Source organism: Tenacibaculum gallaicum, assembly GCF_003387615.1.
Taxonomy (GTDB): Bacteria; Bacteroidota; Bacteroidia; order Flavobacteriales; family Flavobacteriaceae; genus Polaribacter; species Polaribacter gallaicus.
Window position 1 is genome coordinate 1 of sequence record NZ_QUNS01000015.1, and the last position, 19,230, is coordinate 19,230.

Genomic DNA, 19,230 nt, shown 5'->3' on the forward strand with positions numbered 1-19,230 from the left:
ACCTAACTTTATACACAACAAAAAACCTTTGAAGCTAGCTTCAAAGGTTTAATTAATATTTTATAAAAACTGTCAACCTATTTCAGGACGACTCACTAAAATTTCTTTTATGTTTGGTTTAAAGTAATTTGGTCCTTTCAATACTTTTCCGTCTTCACGATAAATAGGGTTACCATCTTCTCCTAATTTGCTCATATTACTTCGTTGTATCTCATTGAATACTTCTTCTATTTTATGTTGCATTCCATGTTCTATTATGGTTCCACATAAAATATACAACATATCACCTAAAGCATCAGCTACCTCAACCAAATCGTTATTTTGAGCTGCGTCTAAATATTCTTCATTCTCTTCTTTCATTAAGTTGTATCGGAGTAAGTTTCTTTCTTCACCAATATTTGCTGTAGGTTTATTTTTGATTCCTAACCCGAATGCGCTGTGAAATTCATGTACTGCTGCTATTCTTTTTTTCATTCTATATAACTTATATGATTTGTAATTCTGTTTTTATTTTTTGAAAATCAAACCTTGTCCAATCTTCTATATGGCTCTTAATTCCTTCTGCTTCAAAATCTGATAAATTTTTATTTCTGATGCCTAAAAAATTTACTCCTAAGTTTTTTGCTGTTCTTAAATCCCAAATACCATCCCCTACCGAAATAATATTTTTAAATTCTTGAACTTGAAAATAGTCTCTTGCTTTGTTAATTGCTGAATTTACTATTTCTTCTCTTGTAAACAGGTTATTTGAGGCTTCTACTAAACTTGGAGCAAAGTTTATATCTGCTTGTTCTAATTTAATCAAAGCTGGTTTTAGCAAAGAACCTGTTGCAAAACAAATAGCATAATCTGTTTCTTTCATAAAAAAGTCTATTATCACTCTAGCTCCCTGTATCTCTTGAGTTTTTGACAATGTTAATAATAGTTCAGTCATTTTCTCTTCAAACTCTGAGATAAAAGACAAACTAAACTCTTTATTAAAATTGGTTTCATAGTTCCTTTTTAAAATATAACTATCAGTCATATTCTTGTAGCTTTTCCAATCTTGATTAATCTTAGTTATACCAAAACTTTTCATAGCTTCTATATAAGCCTTTTGATGTTGATTCTCACTTTTAGTTAATGTATCGTCAATATCAAATACTATTAGGTTTCCTTTCTTCATTTAAGTTGCCATTTTTAAAATTCGGGCTGGTACAATTTTTAGCACCCAAGCAATGAACCTCCATCGCTTTGATATATAAGCTACTCGTTTTTTACGTTTTATTGCTGAATATATTTGATTAACCGCTTTTTCTAGAGGTACCATCCAAAAAATACCGTCACCTAACGCCATAGCGGTATTAACAAACCCTGGACGAATATCAGTAATAAAAACTTTTTTTGATTTGATGGATTTAGTTTTTATATATAAACTCTCTAAATATGCTTTTTGATACGCTTTTGATGAAAAATAATCTGGTGCTGCTCTATTTCCTCTAATGGATGCTATAGAGGAAATCCCCACTAAATGACCAAAACCTTGTTTTTTAAACAACTTATAAGCCAAAGCATATAATTTTGTTACTCCTAAAACATTCGTATTTATAGTTTGTTCTTGTTTATCCCAATCTAACTTTGGGTTTACAAACCCAACTCCTGAAGATTGTACTACCAAATGAACTTCACCTAGTTCATTTACTAATTCATTAAACACTTTACCTACCTCCCCTATTTGTTGAATATCATTTTGCTTAATGAGTATTTGGTTAGGATATCTTTTTTTAAGTTCTTCTAGTTTTTCAAGCCTTCTTCCTGTAACTGCTACAATATAATTTTCTTCTATTAGTCTTTTTACAAGCCCTTTTCCAATACCTGAAGTACCTCCAAAAATAATTGCTGTTTTAGTTTTCTCCATTCTAAAATCATTCTTTAACTTTGCTAAAAATACAATTTTATGTTTACACTTATTGCTGCTAAAATGTTTACTACAGGCAGAATCATTTTTGCAAGTTTATTTGTAATAGCTTTTATCATTTTGATGTTTTTTAGCTATAAAAAGGATGCTAGAAACAATAAGAAATACTACCAAAATGCAGCTATTTATGTAGCAATAGGGATTGCAGTAGTTATTGCTTTACTGTTTTTATCAAAATTATTAACGAAGTAGCTCTAATTCATTTTTGATATTTCACTTAATTTTGAGTGGTCTAATACAGTATTCCCTTCTTCATCAAAATAAAATGAAGATGTGTATTTCGCATCTACTTCAAGAGAAGAAAAGTTGTACGAAGTTATTTGGTATACCTTTTGACCAAATGATTCTTCATGATATTGCATTAAAACATAAAGTACCCCGTCTAACTTACTTATTTCTTTATTTGAGTATGAATTTAACGGACTATTATCATCTATTTCATGAACAATCGTCCAAACTGTGGGCAAGTACATTATTTTACTTCGTTCTAATTTTAATTGATAGAATTTTCTTTTGTACTCTTCCCTTTTATCTTTTTCTGATATTGACAAAGTAACTGATACTTCAGGCTCAATCATTACTGTTTTACGTTTATTCATTAATCTAAACATTAAAGCCCTACCATCATTAAAATCTCTTAGAATTAAGTTATCACTAAAACGTATGGATGCTTTCGCTTTTGAAAAACGCCCGTATAATAACCCTGTAATAAATGAAAAACTTAACAAACCAATCATAGCTTCAAAAGCAGCAATACAGTTCGCTGCGATTCCTTTAGGAGCTATCCCTCCGTACCCTACTGTTGTAAGGGTTTGAGCACTAAAGAAAAAGCCATTCAAAAGATCAGCTATAAAATTTCCTTTTGATGGCGTTATCTGTTCTATACCTATCAACACATACACAAATGCGAAAAGAACATTTAACAATGAATAGCCTACAATTATCAATGTGAAAAATTGCCACCATGGTATTTCTATAAAAAAAGTATACAGGTCATCTGCACCAAATCTTCTATTTGCATGTACTACATTAGAGCTACCATCTGCATTAATTATTCTTTGTGCATTACTACTTGAATTATACCCTAAGCCAGGGTCTTTTACTCTTTTCGCCATTTATCTTTCGTTAATTCCTCTAAAAATACAAAACCGATTCTAATTAGAATCGGTTTTGTATTTGTGACTATTTTAAAAACTGAACTTCTTAGTTTTTAACTGGTAAGAAGTTATAGTTTTTAGCATAAAAATTCATTTGATCTTCAAAAGTTTTAGGTTGCTTGATTTTAATATCTGTAATATTTCCATCAGCATCTGTAACTGGTTCTAATACTGGATTTACGAATCCACTATAAGGAGCAGATGTAAATTGTGCATTACGATCTAAAACTTCTTTATGAATATCTTGATCTACTTTTACTCCGTAACCTTCTACTAATGCTTTTGCTGCCTCAAAATCTCCTTCAGATTTAATTCTTTGCGCTTCTTTTAATAAACGTCCAAAGATTTTATGAAGTTTCTCATAATCATTGATGTTATAAAAAGTTTTCCCATCTCTGGTTACTTTTTCAATTACATTATCTTTTGCTCCTTGCTCAAAAGCCCAAGCTGATACCCATTGACGGTTTACCATGTGATCTTCTTCAATATCATCTCCTAAGTTAATTCTAATTAACTGCGTCATTAATCCGTTTCTGATATATCCATCATAAGCAGCTTTTCCTACTTTTTGCCAATCATCAACTAAACCTAATTCTTGTAATTTAGGATCCATTAAGTAATATAGCCCTACTAAATCTGCTCTACCTTCTTCCATAGTAGACGCATAGTTTTTTAAGGTTTCTTTAGGCTGTCCAATACCTTCATTAATTACACCTGAAGCATGTCCGATTACCTCATGTAATGCTGTGTGTAACTTATCTGCTAACTTACCGTATTTAACCTCTAAATCGATTTCTTCTTTATCGTTTGCAAACTCTTCTAAACGACCAGTTCCACCAGCGTTATTATACGAACCTATAATGTTTCCTAACGATACCGATTTAGAACCGTGTTGTTGACGAATCCAGTTGTTGTTTGGTAAATTCACTCCAATTGGCGTACTTGGAGATGCATCTCCAGCTTCACCTGCTACATTTACTGTTTTATATGATACTCCTACAACATCTTTCTTTTTGTGGGTTGGGTCTAACGGAGAGTTATCTTCAAACCACTGTGCGTTGTCTGATAATACTTTCATTTTTTTAGACATATCAAAGTCTTTGATTTGTACAACTGTTTCGTACGAACCTCTGTATCCTTTAGGGTCATTATACACTTCAATAAAACCATTAATCCAATCAATGTTACCTTCAGTAGATTCTACCCAAGCAATTGCATATTCGTCCCAAGTATGTAAATCTCCTGTTTTATAATATTCGATTAACAGTCCTAATGTTTTCGCTTGCTTTTCGTTTTCTGCTACTTCCTTAGCTTTTTCTAACCAATAAATAATTTTATCGATTGCTTGCCCGTACATTCCACCAGACTTCCAAACTTTCTCTACTAATTTTCCGTCCTCACGAACTAATTTCGAGTTTAATCCAGCCTCAATTGGTTGCCCTTTTGGTCCTTTATCAGCTTTCGCATAAAAATCTTCTACATCTTTACTTGTAATATCTGCTCCGTAAAAGTTTACTGCTGATGCTAATACATTATCTACTCCTGCTTTTTTGTTTACTTTTTTAGCATCTTTATCATTAAAAATAACTTCTAATGCTTCCGTAGATAACTCAGTATTAGTTTCTTTTAATAAAGTTTCTAAATACTCTTTAGAAAACGTAGGTTTTAATTTATCGTTAGAATAATGGTGGTGAACTCCATTTGAAAACCATACTCTTTTTAAATAGGTGGTGAATGCTTTAAAATCCTCACTCTCTTTATCTCCTTTGAAGTTATTATTGATGTTTTCTAAAGCAGCTCTAATTTCAAGATTGTGACGGTAGTTTTGATCCCACATAATATCACGTCCAGATAAACCTGCTTGCGTTAAATAGTAAACTAATTTCTTTTCTTTTAGTGTTAACTCATCAAACCCAGGAATTTGATAACGCAAAACTTTTATATCAGCAAATTGCTCAACAACATACTCAAACTCTTTCGCTTTCTTTTCTACTACTTTAGGCTCTTTTTTGGTATCTACTCCACAAGAAGTTAACACTCCTGCAGCTGCAAATACACAAAGCATTTGTTTTAGTTTCATTTATATAGTTTTTAATTTATTTTTTTGAATGCTAAAATTACAAAATTTAAACTTCATGGTATCGGAAACAGTCGGTTGTATGGTCATTTACCATTCCCGTTGCTTGCATGTGAGCATAAATTACCGTTGAGCCAACAAACTTAAATCCTCGTTTTTTTAAATCTTTTGAAATTTCATCAGAAAGCTCTGTAGTTGCTGGTACTTCTTCCCTCTTTTCAAACTTATTTGTTATCGGTTTACCGTTAGTAAAACTCCAAATATATTTTGAAAACGTACCAAACTCTTCTTGTGCTTTCATAAATGCTTGTGCATTGGTTATGGTAGCTTTTATCTTTAGCTTATTTCTTATAATTCCCGCATTTTGAAGTAACTCCTCATATTTATCTTCAGTGTATTTTGCTATTTTTTTGTAGTCGAAATTATCAAACGCTTTTCTAAAGTTTTCTCTTTTCTTTAAAACTGTAATCCAACTTAAACCTGCTTGGAATGTTTCTAATATTAAAAACTCAAATAATTTATCATCATCATATACGGGAACTCCCCATTCGGTATCATGATATTCAATATATAATGGATCATCACTAACCCAAAAACATCTTTTCTTCATTTTTTAGTATTTAAAGCTGAAAAATACTGTTAAACAAGTTAATAATCAATGAAAAGTGGAATAATTTTTGCAACTTGTATAATTACAAATCATACTGATTATGAAAATTTTACGACATATTATACTTCTTAGTATTATAGGTGTTATGTTATGGGCTTGCAGTTCTTCCCCTATAAAAGATACTTCAAACTCCCAAAAAGAAGAGCCTGTTGTAATTGCTAACGATAGTTTGGAATATGAAATTATAATTATAGACCCTGGTTTTACCACTTATTTAAACAGTATTGCTAAACCAGAAGGTTTTTACTCACAACAATACCTCGAAAATAAAAATCGCCTATATGTAAACACATGGAATTATAGAGCTAGAAATTCTTTACAATTTAATTCAAACATTTATGAAAATGTAATTGATTACAGTCCGCACGTTGATTATGGTTATGAAGTAAACTATAAACTTTTTAACTATTTTGAGTTTGCTCAACGAAAATACCGCATAAACCTAGGCGTAGGTACAAATCGTTGAAACTAACAACTTCTTATGAAAAACCATCTTTCTAAAAACTGTATATTTGCTCAAAAAAATTAACCATACAACATGAAGTTTTTAAGAAATTTACTTGCCTCTATTCTTGGCTTTTTTATCGCCATTTTTTTACTTTTTGTATTCTTTTTTGCTATTGCTTCTATTGTAGGAGCTGATGAAAAAGTTGTCGTTAAATCAAACTCCGTTTTAGAGTTAGATTTATCAACACCCATTAAAGATTATGCCCCTAAAGAAAACAACCCTATTGCTGAAGCTTTAGAGTTAACAGATGAAAAGTTAGCCTTAAACAAAATTATCAATGCCATTGAAAATGCAAAAAACGATACTAAAATTAAAGGAATTAGTATAAAAACAGCTTTTGTTAATGCAGGTATTGCACAAACACAAGCTATTCGAAATAAAATTGAAGAATTTAAAGAGAGTGGTAAATTTGTATATGCCTATAATGATATTTATACTCAAAAAAATTACTACTTAAGTTCTGTTGCTGATAGTTTATTCTTAAACCCTATTGGTGTTATTGACTTTAGAGGTTTATCTACCGAAATTTTATATTTCAAAGATTTTGAGGATAAATATGGTGTTAAAATGGAAGTTATTCGTCACGGAAAATACAAAAGTGCTGTAGAGCCATTTTTAGAAAATGAAATGAGCGAAGCAAATCGTGAGCAAACTACTTCATTCTTAAAATCTATTTGGTCAGAAATTACAGATGATATTAGTAAAAGCAGAAACATTTCTATTGAAAAACTAAATCTTATTGCCGATAATTACGATGGAAGAAATGTTACTGTTGCAAAAGAAAACAATTTAATTGATGCTTCTATTTATGAGGATGAATATAAAGAAAAATTAGCTATAGGGTCTGATAAAAAAACAAACACTATTTCTATTGAAGACTATATCAATTCTGGAAAAGGAAGAATTTCTTCAACAGCAAAAGATAAAATTGCTGTAATATACGCACAAGGAGACATTATCTACGGAGAAGGAAATGAAGACTATATTGGACAAGGAATTATTAATAAAGCTATTAGAAAAGCTAGAAAAGATGATAATGTAAAAGCTGTCGTACTACGTGTAAACTCTCCTGGAGGTAACGCATTGGCTTCTGAACTAATATGGCGCGAATTGGAGTTAACTAAAAAAGAAAAACCTATTGTTGTTTCTATGGGTAATTATGCTGCGTCTGGAGGTTATTATATTGCTTGTAATGCCAACAAAATTTTTGCAGAGCCAACTACAATTACTGGGTCTATTGGGGTTTTCGGAGCCATCCCTAACTTTAGTCAATTTACGGATAACATAGGTATTAATGCAGAACAAGTGTCTACAAACAATAGTCCTTCTTATAGTGTTTTTGAACCAATGAATAAAAAGTTTTACGATGTTACTAAAGAAGGAATTGAGGAAATGTACACCACATTTGTAAACCGTGTTTCAGCTGGACGTAACATGACTTTTGAACAAGTTAATGAAATAGCACAAGGAAGGGTTTGGACTGGTAAAGAAGCTATTGAAAATGGTTTAGTTGATCAATTAGGAAGCTTAGATGATGCGATTAAAACAGCTGCTGAATTAGCAGAGCTTGAAAACTACAGAGTTCGTAATTACCCTAATTATAAAACAGATTTAAAAGAAGCCTTAAAATTCTCTCCTTTTGCAAAAGCTTCAAAAGAAGAAGTTTTAAAAGAAACCTTAGGTGATGAAAATTACCAATTATATCATAATTTTCAAAAAATGAAAAATCTGAAAGGAATTCAAGCTAGAATACCTTTTATGTTTCAAGTGAAATAAAAGTAGTAAAAAAGCCTCGACAATGTCGAGGCTTTTAACTTTAATAGTTTTTTTTAGTTATTCATAACTATAAGTTGTATTGATAGTAATTGACTCTTTACCACCAACTGCTACTCCTTTTCCTGTTAATGGATACCCATCTGAATCGTAAGTATAATCTATAGTTAAAGTTCCTTCAACGTTATCATCAGCATCTTTATAAATAATCTTTGTTACATTGTTTAATGGCAATAATCTTCTAGCTTTTATTATTTCTGAAGCTTGAGGGTTTACACCGAAACTAACATCAACTCCATCTAAAATTTCTATAACTCCAGCAGCCTCTAGAGTAGAAAAATACATATTTGGTTTATTGTCATAAAACATTTCCGCCGTATAGTTTTCAATAATATAATTACCTGTTTCCCAATTATAAACTCTATGTTTAAATAAAACTTTATTTGGGTTTTTATTTGAATCGTATTCTAACACTTCTCCTGTTTCGTAAACGTTATAAGGAGACTTATACAGTTCTTCTATTGAAAGACTTTCTGAAGGATCGTTACCCTCAGCTACTTTAATAGCATTTCCATCATTACTATAGTTTACTATAGTAGCATCTGTTCCGTTTGTTCCAGAAACACTTATCAACTCATTTTCTGCATTATACATAAACTGAGTAGTAATTGTTTCACTTTCTTGGTTCGTCGCAGCAACAGTTTTTAATCTTTTCTTTTTAACTCCCCCGTTAATTTCATCAAAATCATCTGAAGCAGAGTTACTACATGCAGTTAATAATGTCATTCCTAATCCAATAGCAAAAACATACTTTAAGTTTTTCATTTTTTTGTAATTTTTAAGTTTATTTTATTTAAAATTTCAGCCAAAAATAAATACATAAAAAAATACCTGCAATAAAAATTACAGGTATTTTTTTTAACTATATTCTTGTTTCTTTTCTTACAAACCAAAACTCTCTTTTACTTTAGAAACATAATCTAATTTTTCCCAAGTAAACAGCTCAACTTCTACGGTTTTACTCTCTCCGTTAGGTTGCGTAAATGTTTTGGAAACTACTTCGTTTGTTCTTCCCATATGCCCATAAGCAGCAGTTTCACTATATATTGGGTTACGTAACTTTAAACGATCTTCAATAGCATGCGGGCGCATATCAAAAATTTCAGAAACTTTTTGAGCTATTTCTCCATCATTTAAATTAACTTTTGATGTATCATAAGTATCCACAAAAATCCCCATTGGCTCTACAACTCCAATCGCATACGATACTTGTACCAATACCTCATCAGCAACTCCTGCTGCTACTAAGTTTTTAGCAATATGACGCGTTGCATACGCTGCAGAACGATCTACTTTACTAGGATCTTTTCCTGAGAAAGCTCCACCACCATGTGCTCCTTTTCCTCCATAGGTATCTACAATGATTTTACGTCCTGTTAGACCTGTATCTCCGTGAGGTCCACCAATTACAAATTTCCCTGTTGGGTTGATATGATATTTGATATCATCATTAAACAATGTTTGAATCTCTGGAGTTAACTGTGCTTTAACTCTAGGGATTAAAACTTCAACAATATCTTTTCTAATTTTCGCTAACATCGTTTCGTCATCAGCAAAATCATCATGTTGTGTAGAAACTACAATTGCTTCAATACGTTGTGGTACGTTATCATCAGAATACTCAATAGTTACCTGACTTTTAGCATCTGGACGTAAATAAGTAATTTCTTTATTTTCTCTACGTATCGCTGCTAATTCCTTTAAAATTATATGTGATAAATCTAACGCTAACGGCATATAATGCTCAGTTTCGTTTGTCGCATAACCAAACATCATTCCCTGATCTCCGGCACCTTGCTCTTCTCTAGATGTTCTATCTACTCCACGGCTAATATCATCTGATTGTTCATGAATTGCAGATAATACTCCACAAGAATTACCATCAAACATGTACTCACCTTTCGTATATCCAATTTTGTTAATTACCTCACGAGCAATTTTTTGAACATCTAAGTAGGTAGAAGATTTTACTTCTCCTGCTAACACTACTTGACCAGTTGTTACCAATGTTTCACATGCTACTTTAGAATCTGAATCAAAAGCTAAAAAATTATCTATTAAAGCATCAGAAATTTGATCTGCTACTTTGTCTGGATGTCCTTCAGAAACACTTTCCGAAGTGAAAAAATATGACATAAATACTTCTTTTTTAAAATTTAACTATAAAGAAAAAACTTGGATTGCTGAGTCGCTAAAAGGAGTAGAAAATTACTGCTTTAGCATTTTTATTTTGAACTATTGTTCAATGAGGTTGCAATCAGTCAAATTTTTCCTCAAAATATATTTGGCAAAGTTATAGATTATTTTACACACTTAAAAACAAACTTGTAAGTAAATAGAAAGTATTGATATTATGATAATAAAAAGTAATTTTTGTAAAATTGTATTGGTAAAATATTTGTTTACATTTGTAGTGAATAAATAAGAGAATAACTTAGATAAAAACATAAATAAAATGGCATTAGAAATTACAGATGCTTCTTTTGAAGAAGTAGTATTAAAATCTGACAAACCAGTATTAGTAGATTTTTGGGCAGCTTGGTGTGGACCTTGTAGAATGGTATCTCCTATCGTTGATGAAATTAGTAATGAATACGATGGAAAAGCTGTAGTTGGTAAAGTAGATGTAGATGCAAACCAAGAATTTGCTGCTAAATATGGTGTAAGAAACATTCCTACCGTATTAATCTTTAAGAATGGTGAAGTTGTTGACAAACAAGTAGGTGCCGCTCCTAAAAAAGCATATACTGATAAAATTGATGCTACTTTATAACATATAAATAGTATTTTAATTTGATATTATAGAAAAGGTTTGGCAATTGCTAAACCTTTTTTTTATCTTCGGAATTATATGATTGATCTTAAAAACACAACCTCTGAACTTAAAAACCTTGAACTACTCGCTAAACAAGTTGTTGAAGGTTTTATAACTGGTATGCATAAAAGCCCTTTTCATGGGTTTTCAGTTGAATTTTCTGAACATAAGCTTTATAACAAAGGCGAAAGCACACGTCATATTGATTGGAAGCTTTTTGCTAAGACCGAAAAATTATATACAAAAAAATACGAAGAAGAAACCAATCTTCGATGTCATTTAATTATAGACAACTCTGCTTCCATGCACTATCCTGTTAGTAAAAACCAATCAATAGACAACTTAAATAAAATTGGTTTTTCGACATTAGCAGCTGCTTCTTTAATGGATATCTTAAAACGACAAAGAGATGCTGTAGGATTAAGTATTTATTCTAATTCTTTTGAATATTATGCTCCAGAAAAAGGTAGTGAACGTCATCGCAAAATGCTTTTGAATCAGTTGGAGCTATTATTGTCTTCAAAATCAAACACCTCAACAGAAACTTATCAATACTTACATGAAATAGCCGAAAAAATTCATAGAAGGTCTTTGATTTTCTTATTTACTGATATGTTTCAAACCTCAAAAAACGAAGAGGAGCTTTTTGACGCCTTACGACATTTAAAATTTAACAAACACGAAGTTGTATTATTTCATACTCACGATAAAAAAACAGAGTTCTTATTCGATTTTGACAATAGTCCTAAAAAATTCACAGATGTTGAAACTGGTGAAGAAATAAATTTATATGCTGAAAATGTACAGCAAAAATACCAAGAATTAAGCACTTTGTTCTTCAATAACCTAAAAAACAAATGTTTACAATATAAGATAGATTACATCCCTGTTGACATAAATGAAGGATACAATAAAATACTTACCTCCTACCTTATCAGTAGACAGAATTTTTTATAAAATAACTCTTTTTTATTTAAAAAAAGGTTATATATTTGCATCCGCTTAGAGCAACGGTCTGGTAGTTCAGCTGGTTAGAATACATGCCTGTCACGCATGGGGTCGCGGGTTCGAGTCCCGTCCAGACCGCTAAAGTTTCTCTAAAACATATAATACATTGCTTCAAGCAACGGTCTGGTAGTTCAGCTGGTTAGAATACATGCCTGTCACGCATGGGGTCGCGGGTTCGAGTCCCGTCCAGACCGCAAAAAGCTTCTCTTTTTTAGAGGAGCTTTTTTATTTTTCTACATTTTTTCAAAAAAAGTTTGGTTTAGTTAAAATTATTTCTAAGATTTGTCCCATACAAAGAACACAAATACAATGATGTTACAAAACGTATGGCAAGGTTTCTATTTTTACTTTTACTTTTTTAGTAAGAGACGAGACTTTGTACAATATTGTTAGCCTAACAAAAAATAATATAACCCAATCAAAGTCTCGAATTTATCGAGGCTTTTTTTTTTGATCTAAAATGAAGAAAATAGCCATTCAAGGAATACAAGGAAGCAACCACCATATCGTTGCAAACAATTACTACGGAGAAAACATTGAATTAAACGAATGTTTGTCTTTTGACGTACTGGTTGATAGTCTCTTGAACTCAGAAAGTGAACAAGCTGTTATGGCATTAGAAAACACTATTGCAGGATCTATCATACCTAATTATGCCTTAATTGATAAATATAATTTGCACATTTCTGGTGAACACTACCTACCAATACACCATCATTTAATGGCTTTACAAAACCAAACAATTGAAGAGATTACTGAAGTTTGTTCACACCCAATGGCTTTGTTACAGTGTAAAGAGTTTTTCAAACAACACAAACACATTAAGCTAATTGAAGATGTTGACACTTCTGCAGTAGCTAAGAGAATAACTGAACAGCAACTAAAAGGAGTTGCAGCAATTGCTCCCAAAATAGCTGCAGAGATTTTTGATTTGTCAATTATTGAAGATGAAATTCAAACCATTAAAAATAATGCTACACGTTTTGTTTTTCTTCAAACAACACTTCCAAAGAATGGGAAAAATGAAATTAACAAAGCCTCTTTAAAATTTGAATTAGATCATAAAAGAGGAAGTTTAGCAGCCATGTTAAATGTAATGAGCGACTGCAAACTAAATTTAACCAAAATACAATCGTTACCTAAAATTGAAACACCTTGGAAATATGCCTTTTTTGTGGATGTAACTTTTGAAGCATATAAAGATTACGAAAAAGCAAAAGCTATAATTCAAATTATGGCAGAAGATTTTAAAATATTAGGAGAATATAAAAACGGAAGATTATGATACAGTTTGCTAACCGATTACAAACCGTACAAGAATACTACTTCTCTAAAAAATTACAAGAAGTACGTCAATTAATTTCAGAAGGAAAACCAATTATAAACATTGGTATTGGTAGTCCTGATTTACAACCACCATCATCAGTACTAAAAGCTATCCAAGATAGCTTATTAGACACTGGTGCGCATAGTTATCAAAGCTATCAAGGACTTCCAGAGTTTAGACAAGCGGTTGTTAACTTTTATCAGAACAACTATAACGTTGCTATAAATCCTGCCAACGAAGTACTTCCTTTAATGGGGAGTAAAGAAGGAATTATGCATATTTCGTTGGCCTTTTTAAATGAAGGAGATCAGGTATTAATTCCTAACCCAGGATACCCCACCTATAGCTCAGTAACTAATTTATTAGGAGGGAAACCTATTTTTTACGACTTAGCAGAAGCTACTAATTGGCAACCTAATTTTGATGCTTTAGAAAAAATAAATACCTCAAAAATAAAGTTAATGTGGGTAAATTACCCACATATGCCAACTGGCGCTAACGCAACCAAAGAAACTTTTCAAAAGCTGATTGACTTTGGTAAAAAACACAATATTGTTATTGTAAATGACAATCCGTATAGCTTTATATTAAATGAACACCCTCAGAGCATTTTACAAATTGAAGGCGCTAAAGATATTGCTCTAGAATTAAATTCGGTTAGTAAATCATTCAACATGGCTGGATGGCGTGTTGGGATGTTACTAGGTAAACCTGAATTCTTAACTGAAGTTTTAAAAGTAAAAACTCAAATGGATTCTGGTATGTTTTATGGAATTCAAAAAGGAGCTACAAAAGCATTAGAACTAGACAAAGATTGGTTTACCCAACTAAACAACACCTATAGAAAGAGACAAAAATTAGTATTTGAATTAGCAGAAAAACTAGGGTGTACCTACGATAAAAACACCTCAGGAATGTTTGTTTGGTGTAAACTTCCCGAAGGGAAAACAGCTGAAGAAATGATTGATGATTTGTTATACAACAAGCACATTTTTGCCGCTCCTGGAACCATTTTTGGCAGCCAAGGTGAAGGATATATTCGTTTTTCATTATGCGTGCCTGAAGAAAAAATTAACGAAGCAATTAACAGAATATAATGAACGTATTTATCATAGGACTTGGATTAATCGGCGGAAGTTTTGCCTTAGATATTCAGCAAGCATTTAACAATGCAACCATCTACGGAATTGACTCCAACGAAGAGCATGGAAACCTTGCTTTAGAGCGAGGAATCATCCATCAAAAAGCTACGTTTTCAGAACTACATAATGCAGATATTGTCATTATTGCTATTCCTGTAGATGTATCGCAAGATGTAATCGTTACAACATTAGACAACATCTCTGATAACTGTTTGGTTTTCGATGTAGGCTCGACTAAAGACTTGATTTGTAATGCAATTAAAGACCACCCGAAAAGAAGGAATTTTTTAGCAACACACCCAATAGCTGGAACCGAATTTTCTGGACCAAATGCTGCATTGACAAATTTATTTAAAGGTAAGACTAATATTATTTGTGAAGTTGAAAAAACAGCATTCAAATTACAAGAAAAAGCGTTGAATATTTTTTCAAAACTAGGAATGCGTATTCGATATATGGATCCAAAATCACACGACAAACATATTGCTTATGTATCACATTTATCACATATCAGTTCTTTTATGTTAGGAAAAACAGTCCTAGAAAAAGAAAAAAATGAACGTGATATTTTTGATATGGCAGGTAGTGGATTTGCCTCTACTGTACGTTTAGCAAAAAGTTCACCTGCAATGTGGACACCTATTTTTGAACAAAACAAAGAAAACGTTATTGAATCTTTAAGTGAATATATTCATAACTTACAGAAATTCAAAACATTACTAGAACACAATGATTTTCCAGAAATTTATACCGAAATGGAAAACACAAATTATATAAAACAGATTTTAAACGGAATTCAAGAGGTAACACCTCAGTAATAAAAACTAAAAATGGAGAATACAAAAGAATTAAAAACATGGTTAGATGCCTTCGGGTTAGGGCATCCATTAGTAATTGCAGGACCTTGCAGCGCTGAAACTGAAGAACAAGTACTACAAATTGCACACGAATTAAAAGACACCGACGCTACTGTTTTAAGAGCTGGAATCTGGAAACCTCGTACCAGACCTGGCAATTTTGAAGGTGTGGGTGCTCTAGGGTTAAAATGGTTGCAGAAAGCTAAACAAGAAACAGGAATGTTAATTGCTACAGAAGTGGCTAACAAAGATCATGTAAAGTTAGCTTTAGAACACGATGTAGATATTTTATGGATTGGTGCTCGTACTACTGTGAGCCCTTTTATTGTTCAAGAAATTGCAGATGCTTTAGAAGGCACAGATAAAATTGTCTTAGTTAAAAACCCTGTAAACCCAGATTTACCATTATGGCTAGGTGCTATTGAGCGTTTGTATTCTAAAAACATTAAAAAATTAGGAGTAATTCACAGAGGGTTTTCTACCTACGAAAAAACGAGATACCGTAACAATCCTGAATGGCAAATTCCTATCGAATTGCAAAATCGTTTCCCTGATTTACCACTAATTTGTGATCCGTCTCACATTGCTGGTCGTCGTGATATTATTTTTGATATTTGTCAAACTGCGTTAGATTTAAACTTTGATGGTTTAATGATTGAAACGCATTACGATCCTGACAATGCTTGGAGTGATGCTGCACAACAAATTACTCCTAAATCATTAGTTCAAATGATGATTGACTTAAAAGTTAGAAAAGCTACTGATACAGAAGCTGAATATCGAAATGCATTAAATACACTACGTACTCAAATTGATGTTGTTGACCATCAACTAATTGAAATGCTAGGAAAGCGTATGAAGATAGCAGACTCTATTGGTGAGTTGAAAAAAGAGAAAAACGTAGCTATTTTACAAACTAAACGTTGGAATGAAATTCTAGGTAAAATGATTTTAGAAGGTGATGAACGTGGTTTAAGTGAAGAGTTTGTGCTTAAAATGTTCAAAGCAATACACCAAGAAAGTATAAATCATCAAGAGAAAATAATTAACAATTAAAAAAAGCGCCTTAAGGCGCTTTTTTTAATTGTTTAATCTTTTAAAAATGTATCTTGTTATAAATAACCCATTTTTATCTCCTTTACCTCCATAACTTTCTACTCCTGTATTGACAAAAGCTAAATCCCATCCTTCTTCTGTCATAGTGTTAATCTTCGAAGAAATAACAGCATCATTAGCTACAATGTTTTGAAACCTTATTCCTCCCAAGTTAAAGAAGTTTAATAATTTTGTTTCTTCAAAATTTTTAACTCTAATTTCTGAACGATCAGATTTATTTCTTTTATCTTTTTCTTTATCATCAGATCTTATTGAGGTGAAATCTTTAAAATCTCTACTTTCATTAGAAGATAATAATCTTGACCTTCCCATTCCATTTGGAACTGTTGACTCAACACTAGTGATTACTTTGTACTCGTATGATTGAGCTAAAACTGAAAATGACGATGCAACAAAGGCAATCGCTAATACTAATTTTTTCATAATATTTTTAAAATTTAAGTGGCGAATATATCATTTTTTTATGAATAATACCCATCTTTGTTATATGATAGGAACGGTTTATAAATCTACAGGAAGTTGGTATTTGGTAAAATCTGAAGGCGAATTATACAAATGCCGTATCAAAGGTAAGTTTCGTATTAAAGGTATTAAAAGTACCAATCCTATTTCGGTAGGTGATATTGTTGATTTTTCGTTAGAAACTAAAAATGATGAAGAAACAGGTTTAATTACTAATATTCACGAACGAAAAAACTATATCGTTCGTAAATCTGTTAATCTATCGAAACAAACTCATGTAATAGCCTCCAATATTGATCAAGTATTTTTATTAATCACCATTGACAACCCTCCTACTTTTACCACATTTATTGATCGTTTTTTAGTTACAGCAGAAGCCTATTCAATCAAAACCATGTTAGTTTTCAATAAAATTGATTCTTACGAAATTGAGCAACGTGCCGAAATTATGTATTTAAAAGATGTTTATGATGCCATTGGTTACGAGTGCATCGAAGTTTCTGCTACAGAAAACACCAATGTTGACAAAATCAAAACATTAATGACCGGAAAGGTAAGTATGTTTGCAGGACATTCAGGTGTTGGGAAAACTACTTTAGTAAATGCTATTGAACCTTCTCTAGACTTAAAAACAAAAGAAATTTCTGAACAACATAAACAAGGACAACACACCACTACTTTTGCAGAAATGTTCGACTTGAGTTTTGACGCTCGTATTATTGACACCCCTGGAATTAAAGGCTTTGGTGTAGTTGATATGGATAAGAATGAACTAGGTGATTATTTTCCTGAGTTCTTTGCTTTAAAGCAAAACTGTAAATTCAATAATTGCATTCATATAAACGAGCCACAATGCGCTGTAAAGGACGCATTAGAAAATGAAGAAATTGCTTGGTCTCGTTACAAAAGTTATCTACAAATTTTAGAAGGAGAAGAAGAACACTATAGAACTGATATTTGGGAGTAGTTAGCTCTTTCTTTTTTTGACTAAAAGATTTAAATAGCTCAACAAATAACAATCCATATAAAATGAAAACTGTACTTCAACGCGTTTCAAAAGCTAGCGTTACTATTGAAAATAAAAAAGTAGCTGAAATACAAAATGGCCTCTTAATTTTACTCGGAATTATTAATGAAGATACTCAGGAAGACATTAACTGGTTATCAAATAAAATAACAAACCTTCGTATTTTTAATGATGATAGAGGTGTTATGAATAGATCGGTTAAAGATATTAACGGTGATGTAATTACCGTAAGCCAATTCACTCTACATGCTTCCACTAAAAAAGGAAATCGACCTAGTTATATTAAAGCGGCTAAACCAGATATAGCCATTCCTTTATATGAAAAATTTGTTCAACAAATTGAAATTGACCTAGGTAAAAAAATACAGACGGGTCAATTTGGAGCTGATATGAAAGTAGAATTACTAAATGACGGACCTGTAACTATTATTATTGATTCCAAAGATAAAAAATAATTTCCATGGGGATTATTTTTAATTATATTTGTACCTGATTAATAATCATTATTAAAAACACAAAAATGAAAAAAACAATTTTAGCTATTGCTTTTATTGCAATTGGAGCTGTTTCTTGTAAGACAGAAAAAAACAAAGCTGCTGTTAGCGACGAAGTTAAAGAAGTTGCAAAAACAGAAAACATCATCAATACTTATAAAGCTAATGTTGCAGAATCTACTGTAACTTGGAAAGGTAGCAAGCCTACTGGTTCTCACAACGGTGTAGTTAGTTTAGAAAAAGGAACTTTAGAGGTTGAAAACGGAAACGTAAAATCTGGAGAGTTTATTATCGATATGACAACTATTTCTTGTGAAGATTTAAAAGCTGGTGATGGTAAAGAAGATTTAGAAGAGCACTTAAAAGCTGATGATTTCTTTGATGTTGAAAAATTCCCTACAGCTAAATTTCAGATAGCTAGCTCTGAATTAAAAGACGGAAAAGTACACGTTACTGGTAACTTAACTCTTAAAGACATTACAAAAAGTATTACTATCTCTGCTACTATTACTGAAGCTGACGATATGTTAATTTTTAAAAGTGATGTTTTTAGCATTGACAGGACTGATTTCGGTGTTACTTACAAGTCTAAAAAAATTGATGCTGCTTTAAAAGATAAGTTTATCAACGACTTAATGGAAATTTCTTTTGAAATTAAGGCTAAGAAATAATTTTAGTCTTAATATGAGTCGTCCTGAAATAGGTTGACAGTTTTTATAAAATATTAATTAAACCTTTGAAGCTAGCTTCAAAGGTTTTTTGTTGTGTATAAAGTTAGGT

Annotated in this window: 21 protein-coding genes and 2 tRNA genes; 14 read left to right on the forward strand and 9 right to left on the reverse strand. The window is 31.7% G+C overall.

The window, feature by feature from the left end:
• Positions 1–72: 72 nt before the first annotated feature.
• The 3 genes from C7448_RS15550 to C7448_RS15560 are packed head-to-tail and all read right to left on the reverse strand — an operon-like array spanning position 73 to position 1,897.
• Positions 73–474 carry a pyrophosphohydrolase domain-containing protein gene (locus tag C7448_RS15550; protein ID WP_115902334.1) on the reverse strand — a complete coding sequence of 134 codons (402 nt, stop codon included), beginning with the start codon at positions 472–474 and terminating at the stop codon, positions 73–75.
• A 10-nt stretch (positions 475–484) separates the two neighbouring features.
• Positions 485–1,165, reverse strand: coding sequence for an HAD family hydrolase (locus tag C7448_RS15555; RefSeq protein WP_115902335.1), 681 nt, complete (start codon positions 1,163–1,165; stop codon positions 485–487).
• Positions 1,166–1,897, reverse strand: a complete 732-nt coding sequence (locus C7448_RS15560) for an SDR family NAD(P)-dependent oxidoreductase (protein WP_115902336.1) — start codon at positions 1,895–1,897, stop codon at positions 1,166–1,168. It lies immediately after the preceding gene.
• Positions 1,898–1,936: 39 nt separating this feature from the next.
• Between C7448_RS15560 and C7448_RS15565 the strand changes: the two genes are divergently transcribed.
• Positions 1,937–2,149, forward strand: a complete 213-nt coding sequence (locus C7448_RS15565) for a hypothetical protein (protein WP_245939499.1) — start codon at positions 1,937–1,939, stop codon at positions 2,147–2,149.
• Between the two features lie 2 nt (positions 2,150–2,151).
• Here C7448_RS15565 and C7448_RS15570 read toward each other — a convergent pair whose 3' ends face one another.
• The 3 genes from C7448_RS15570 to C7448_RS15580 form a co-directional block, all read right to left on the reverse strand.
• Positions 2,152–3,072 carry an ion channel gene (locus C7448_RS15570; protein WP_115902337.1) on the reverse strand — a complete coding sequence of 307 codons (921 nt, stop codon included), beginning with the start codon at positions 3,070–3,072 and terminating at the stop codon, positions 2,152–2,154.
• An 88-nt stretch (positions 3,073–3,160) separates the two neighbouring features.
• Positions 3,161–5,194 carry a dipeptidyl-peptidase 3 family protein gene (locus tag C7448_RS15575; RefSeq protein ID WP_115902338.1) on the reverse strand — a complete coding sequence of 678 codons (2,034 nt, stop codon included), beginning with the start codon at positions 5,192–5,194 and terminating at the stop codon, positions 3,161–3,163.
• A 46-nt stretch (positions 5,195–5,240) separates the two neighbouring features.
• Complete coding sequence (locus tag C7448_RS15580) at positions 5,241–5,801, reverse strand: DNA-3-methyladenine glycosylase I (RefSeq protein ID WP_115902339.1); 561 nt, start codon at positions 5,799–5,801, stop codon at positions 5,241–5,243.
• A gap of 100 nt (positions 5,802–5,901) precedes the next feature.
• Between C7448_RS15580 and C7448_RS15585 the strand changes: the two genes are divergently transcribed.
• On the forward strand, positions 5,902–6,327 hold the full coding sequence (locus C7448_RS15585) for a DUF6146 family protein (protein ID WP_115902340.1): 426 nt from the start codon (positions 5,902–5,904) through the stop codon (positions 6,325–6,327).
• Positions 6,328–6,399: 72 nt separating this feature from the next.
• On the forward strand, positions 6,400–8,145 hold the full coding sequence (sppA, locus tag C7448_RS15590) for a signal peptide peptidase SppA (RefSeq protein ID WP_115902341.1): 1,746 nt from the start codon (positions 6,400–6,402) through the stop codon (positions 8,143–8,145).
• Positions 8,146–8,202: 57 nt separating this feature from the next.
• On the opposite strand, the gene C7448_RS15595 is transcribed toward sppA, so the two are convergent.
• Both C7448_RS15595 and metK read right to left on the reverse strand, forming a co-directional pair.
• Positions 8,203–8,967, reverse strand: coding sequence for a hypothetical protein (locus C7448_RS15595; protein ID WP_115902342.1), 765 nt, complete (start codon positions 8,965–8,967; stop codon positions 8,203–8,205).
• Between the two features lie 117 nt (positions 8,968–9,084).
• Positions 9,085–10,338, reverse strand: a complete 1,254-nt coding sequence (gene metK / locus C7448_RS15600) for a methionine adenosyltransferase (RefSeq protein ID WP_115902343.1) — start codon at positions 10,336–10,338, stop codon at positions 9,085–9,087.
• 319 nt (positions 10,339–10,657) lie between these two features.
• Here metK and trxA point away from each other — a divergent pair, with 319 nt between their 5' ends.
• The 8 genes from trxA (at position 10,658) to C7448_RS15640 (ending at position 16,407) form a co-directional block, all read left to right on the forward strand.
• A complete protein-coding gene (gene trxA / locus C7448_RS15605; RefSeq protein ID WP_115902344.1) occupies positions 10,658–10,975 on the forward strand; it encodes a thioredoxin in 318 nt (105 codons plus the stop codon).
• 78 nt (positions 10,976–11,053) lie between these two features.
• Positions 11,054–11,974 carry a DUF58 domain-containing protein gene (locus tag C7448_RS15610; RefSeq protein ID WP_115902345.1) on the forward strand — a complete coding sequence of 307 codons (921 nt, stop codon included), beginning with the start codon at positions 11,054–11,056 and terminating at the stop codon, positions 11,972–11,974.
• A gap of 55 nt (positions 11,975–12,029) precedes the next feature.
• Positions 12,030–12,103 (forward strand) — tRNA-Asp (locus C7448_RS15615).
• Positions 12,104–12,145: 42 nt separating this feature from the next.
• Positions 12,146–12,219: transfer RNA gene (locus C7448_RS15620), tRNA-Asp, on the forward strand.
• Positions 12,220–12,485: 266 nt separating this feature from the next.
• Positions 12,486–13,310, forward strand: coding sequence for a prephenate dehydratase (locus tag C7448_RS15625; protein ID WP_115902346.1), 825 nt, complete (start codon positions 12,486–12,488; stop codon positions 13,308–13,310).
• Positions 13,307–14,449, forward strand: a complete 1,143-nt coding sequence (locus C7448_RS15630) for a pyridoxal phosphate-dependent aminotransferase (RefSeq protein ID WP_115902347.1) — start codon at positions 13,307–13,309, stop codon at positions 14,447–14,449. The genes C7448_RS15625 and C7448_RS15630 overlap by 4 nt, the downstream gene beginning before the upstream one ends.
• Positions 14,449–15,312, forward strand: a complete 864-nt coding sequence (locus C7448_RS15635) for a prephenate dehydrogenase (protein ID WP_211321932.1) — start codon at positions 14,449–14,451, stop codon at positions 15,310–15,312. The genes C7448_RS15630 and C7448_RS15635 overlap by 1 nt, the downstream gene beginning before the upstream one ends.
• A gap of 12 nt (positions 15,313–15,324) precedes the next feature.
• A complete protein-coding gene (locus C7448_RS15640) occupies positions 15,325–16,407 on the forward strand; it encodes a bifunctional 3-deoxy-7-phosphoheptulonate synthase/chorismate mutase type II (protein WP_115902349.1) in 1,083 nt (360 codons plus the stop codon).
• A 24-nt stretch (positions 16,408–16,431) separates the two neighbouring features.
• Here C7448_RS15640 and C7448_RS15645 read toward each other — a convergent pair whose 3' ends face one another.
• Positions 16,432–16,890, reverse strand: a complete 459-nt coding sequence (locus tag C7448_RS15645; RefSeq protein WP_115902350.1) for a hypothetical protein — start codon at positions 16,888–16,890, stop codon at positions 16,432–16,434.
• 64 nt (positions 16,891–16,954) lie between these two features.
• Between C7448_RS15645 and rsgA the strand changes: the two genes are divergently transcribed.
• From rsgA to C7448_RS15660, 3 genes are all read left to right on the forward strand, one after another.
• The gene (rsgA, locus tag C7448_RS15650; RefSeq protein ID WP_115902351.1) at positions 16,955–17,896 is read left to right on the forward strand and encodes a ribosome small subunit-dependent GTPase A; all 942 of its coding nucleotides are present in this window, start codon (positions 16,955–16,957) and stop codon (positions 17,894–17,896) included.
• A gap of 62 nt (positions 17,897–17,958) precedes the next feature.
• The gene (gene dtd, locus C7448_RS15655; RefSeq protein ID WP_115902352.1) at positions 17,959–18,411 is read left to right on the forward strand and encodes a D-aminoacyl-tRNA deacylase; all 453 of its coding nucleotides are present in this window, start codon (positions 17,959–17,961) and stop codon (positions 18,409–18,411) included.
• A gap of 65 nt (positions 18,412–18,476) precedes the next feature.
• Positions 18,477–19,121 carry a YceI family protein gene (locus tag C7448_RS15660; protein ID WP_115902353.1) on the forward strand — a complete coding sequence of 215 codons (645 nt, stop codon included), beginning with the start codon at positions 18,477–18,479 and terminating at the stop codon, positions 19,119–19,121.
• Positions 19,122–19,230 lie beyond the last annotated feature (109 nt).

Coding starts and splice junctions, on each gene's coding strand:
- C7448_RS15625 (WP_115902346.1), top strand. CDS start 12,486: ATGAAGAAAATAGCCATTCAAGGAATACAAGGAAGCAACCACCATATC.
- C7448_RS15645 (WP_115902350.1), bottom strand. CDS start 16,890: ATGAAAAAATTAGTATTAGCGATTGCCTTTGTTGCATCGTCATTTTCA.
- C7448_RS15595 (WP_115902342.1), bottom strand. CDS start 8,967: ATGAAAAACTTAAAGTATGTTTTTGCTATTGGATTAGGAATGACATTA.
- C7448_RS15570 (WP_115902337.1), bottom strand. CDS start 3,072: ATGGCGAAAAGAGTAAAAGACCCTGGCTTAGGGTATAATTCAAGTAGT.
- C7448_RS15660 (WP_115902353.1), top strand. CDS start 18,477: ATGAAAAAAACAATTTTAGCTATTGCTTTTATTGCAATTGGAGCTGTT.
- C7448_RS15580 (WP_115902339.1), bottom strand. CDS start 5,801: ATGAAGAAAAGATGTTTTTGGGTTAGTGATGATCCATTATATATTGAA.
- metK (WP_115902343.1), bottom strand. CDS start 10,338: ATGTCATATTTTTTCACTTCGGAAAGTGTTTCTGAAGGACATCCAGAC.
- C7448_RS15550 (WP_115902334.1), bottom strand. CDS start 474: ATGAAAAAAAGAATAGCAGCAGTACATGAATTTCACAGCGCATTCGGG.
- C7448_RS15640 (WP_115902349.1), top strand. CDS start 15,325: ATGGAGAATACAAAAGAATTAAAAACATGGTTAGATGCCTTCGGGTTA.
- C7448_RS15585 (WP_115902340.1), top strand. CDS start 5,902: ATGAAAATTTTACGACATATTATACTTCTTAGTATTATAGGTGTTATG.
- C7448_RS15610 (WP_115902345.1), top strand. CDS start 11,054: ATGATTGATCTTAAAAACACAACCTCTGAACTTAAAAACCTTGAACTA.
- rsgA (WP_115902351.1), top strand. CDS start 16,955: ATGATAGGAACGGTTTATAAATCTACAGGAAGTTGGTATTTGGTAAAA.
- C7448_RS15630 (WP_115902347.1), top strand. CDS start 13,307: ATGATACAGTTTGCTAACCGATTACAAACCGTACAAGAATACTACTTC.
- C7448_RS15575 (WP_115902338.1), bottom strand. CDS start 5,194: ATGAAACTAAAACAAATGCTTTGTGTATTTGCAGCTGCAGGAGTGTTA.
- trxA (WP_115902344.1), top strand. CDS start 10,658: ATGGCATTAGAAATTACAGATGCTTCTTTTGAAGAAGTAGTATTAAAA.
- C7448_RS15565 (WP_245939499.1), top strand. CDS start 1,937: ATGTTTACACTTATTGCTGCTAAAATGTTTACTACAGGCAGAATCATT.
- C7448_RS15555 (WP_115902335.1), bottom strand. CDS start 1,165: ATGAAGAAAGGAAACCTAATAGTATTTGATATTGACGATACATTAACT.
- sppA (WP_115902341.1), top strand. CDS start 6,400: ATGAAGTTTTTAAGAAATTTACTTGCCTCTATTCTTGGCTTTTTTATC.
- C7448_RS15560 (WP_115902336.1), bottom strand. CDS start 1,897: ATGGAGAAAACTAAAACAGCAATTATTTTTGGAGGTACTTCAGGTATT.
- C7448_RS15635 (WP_211321932.1), top strand. CDS start 14,449: ATGAACGTATTTATCATAGGACTTGGATTAATCGGCGGAAGTTTTGCC.
- dtd (WP_115902352.1), top strand. CDS start 17,959: ATGAAAACTGTACTTCAACGCGTTTCAAAAGCTAGCGTTACTATTGAA.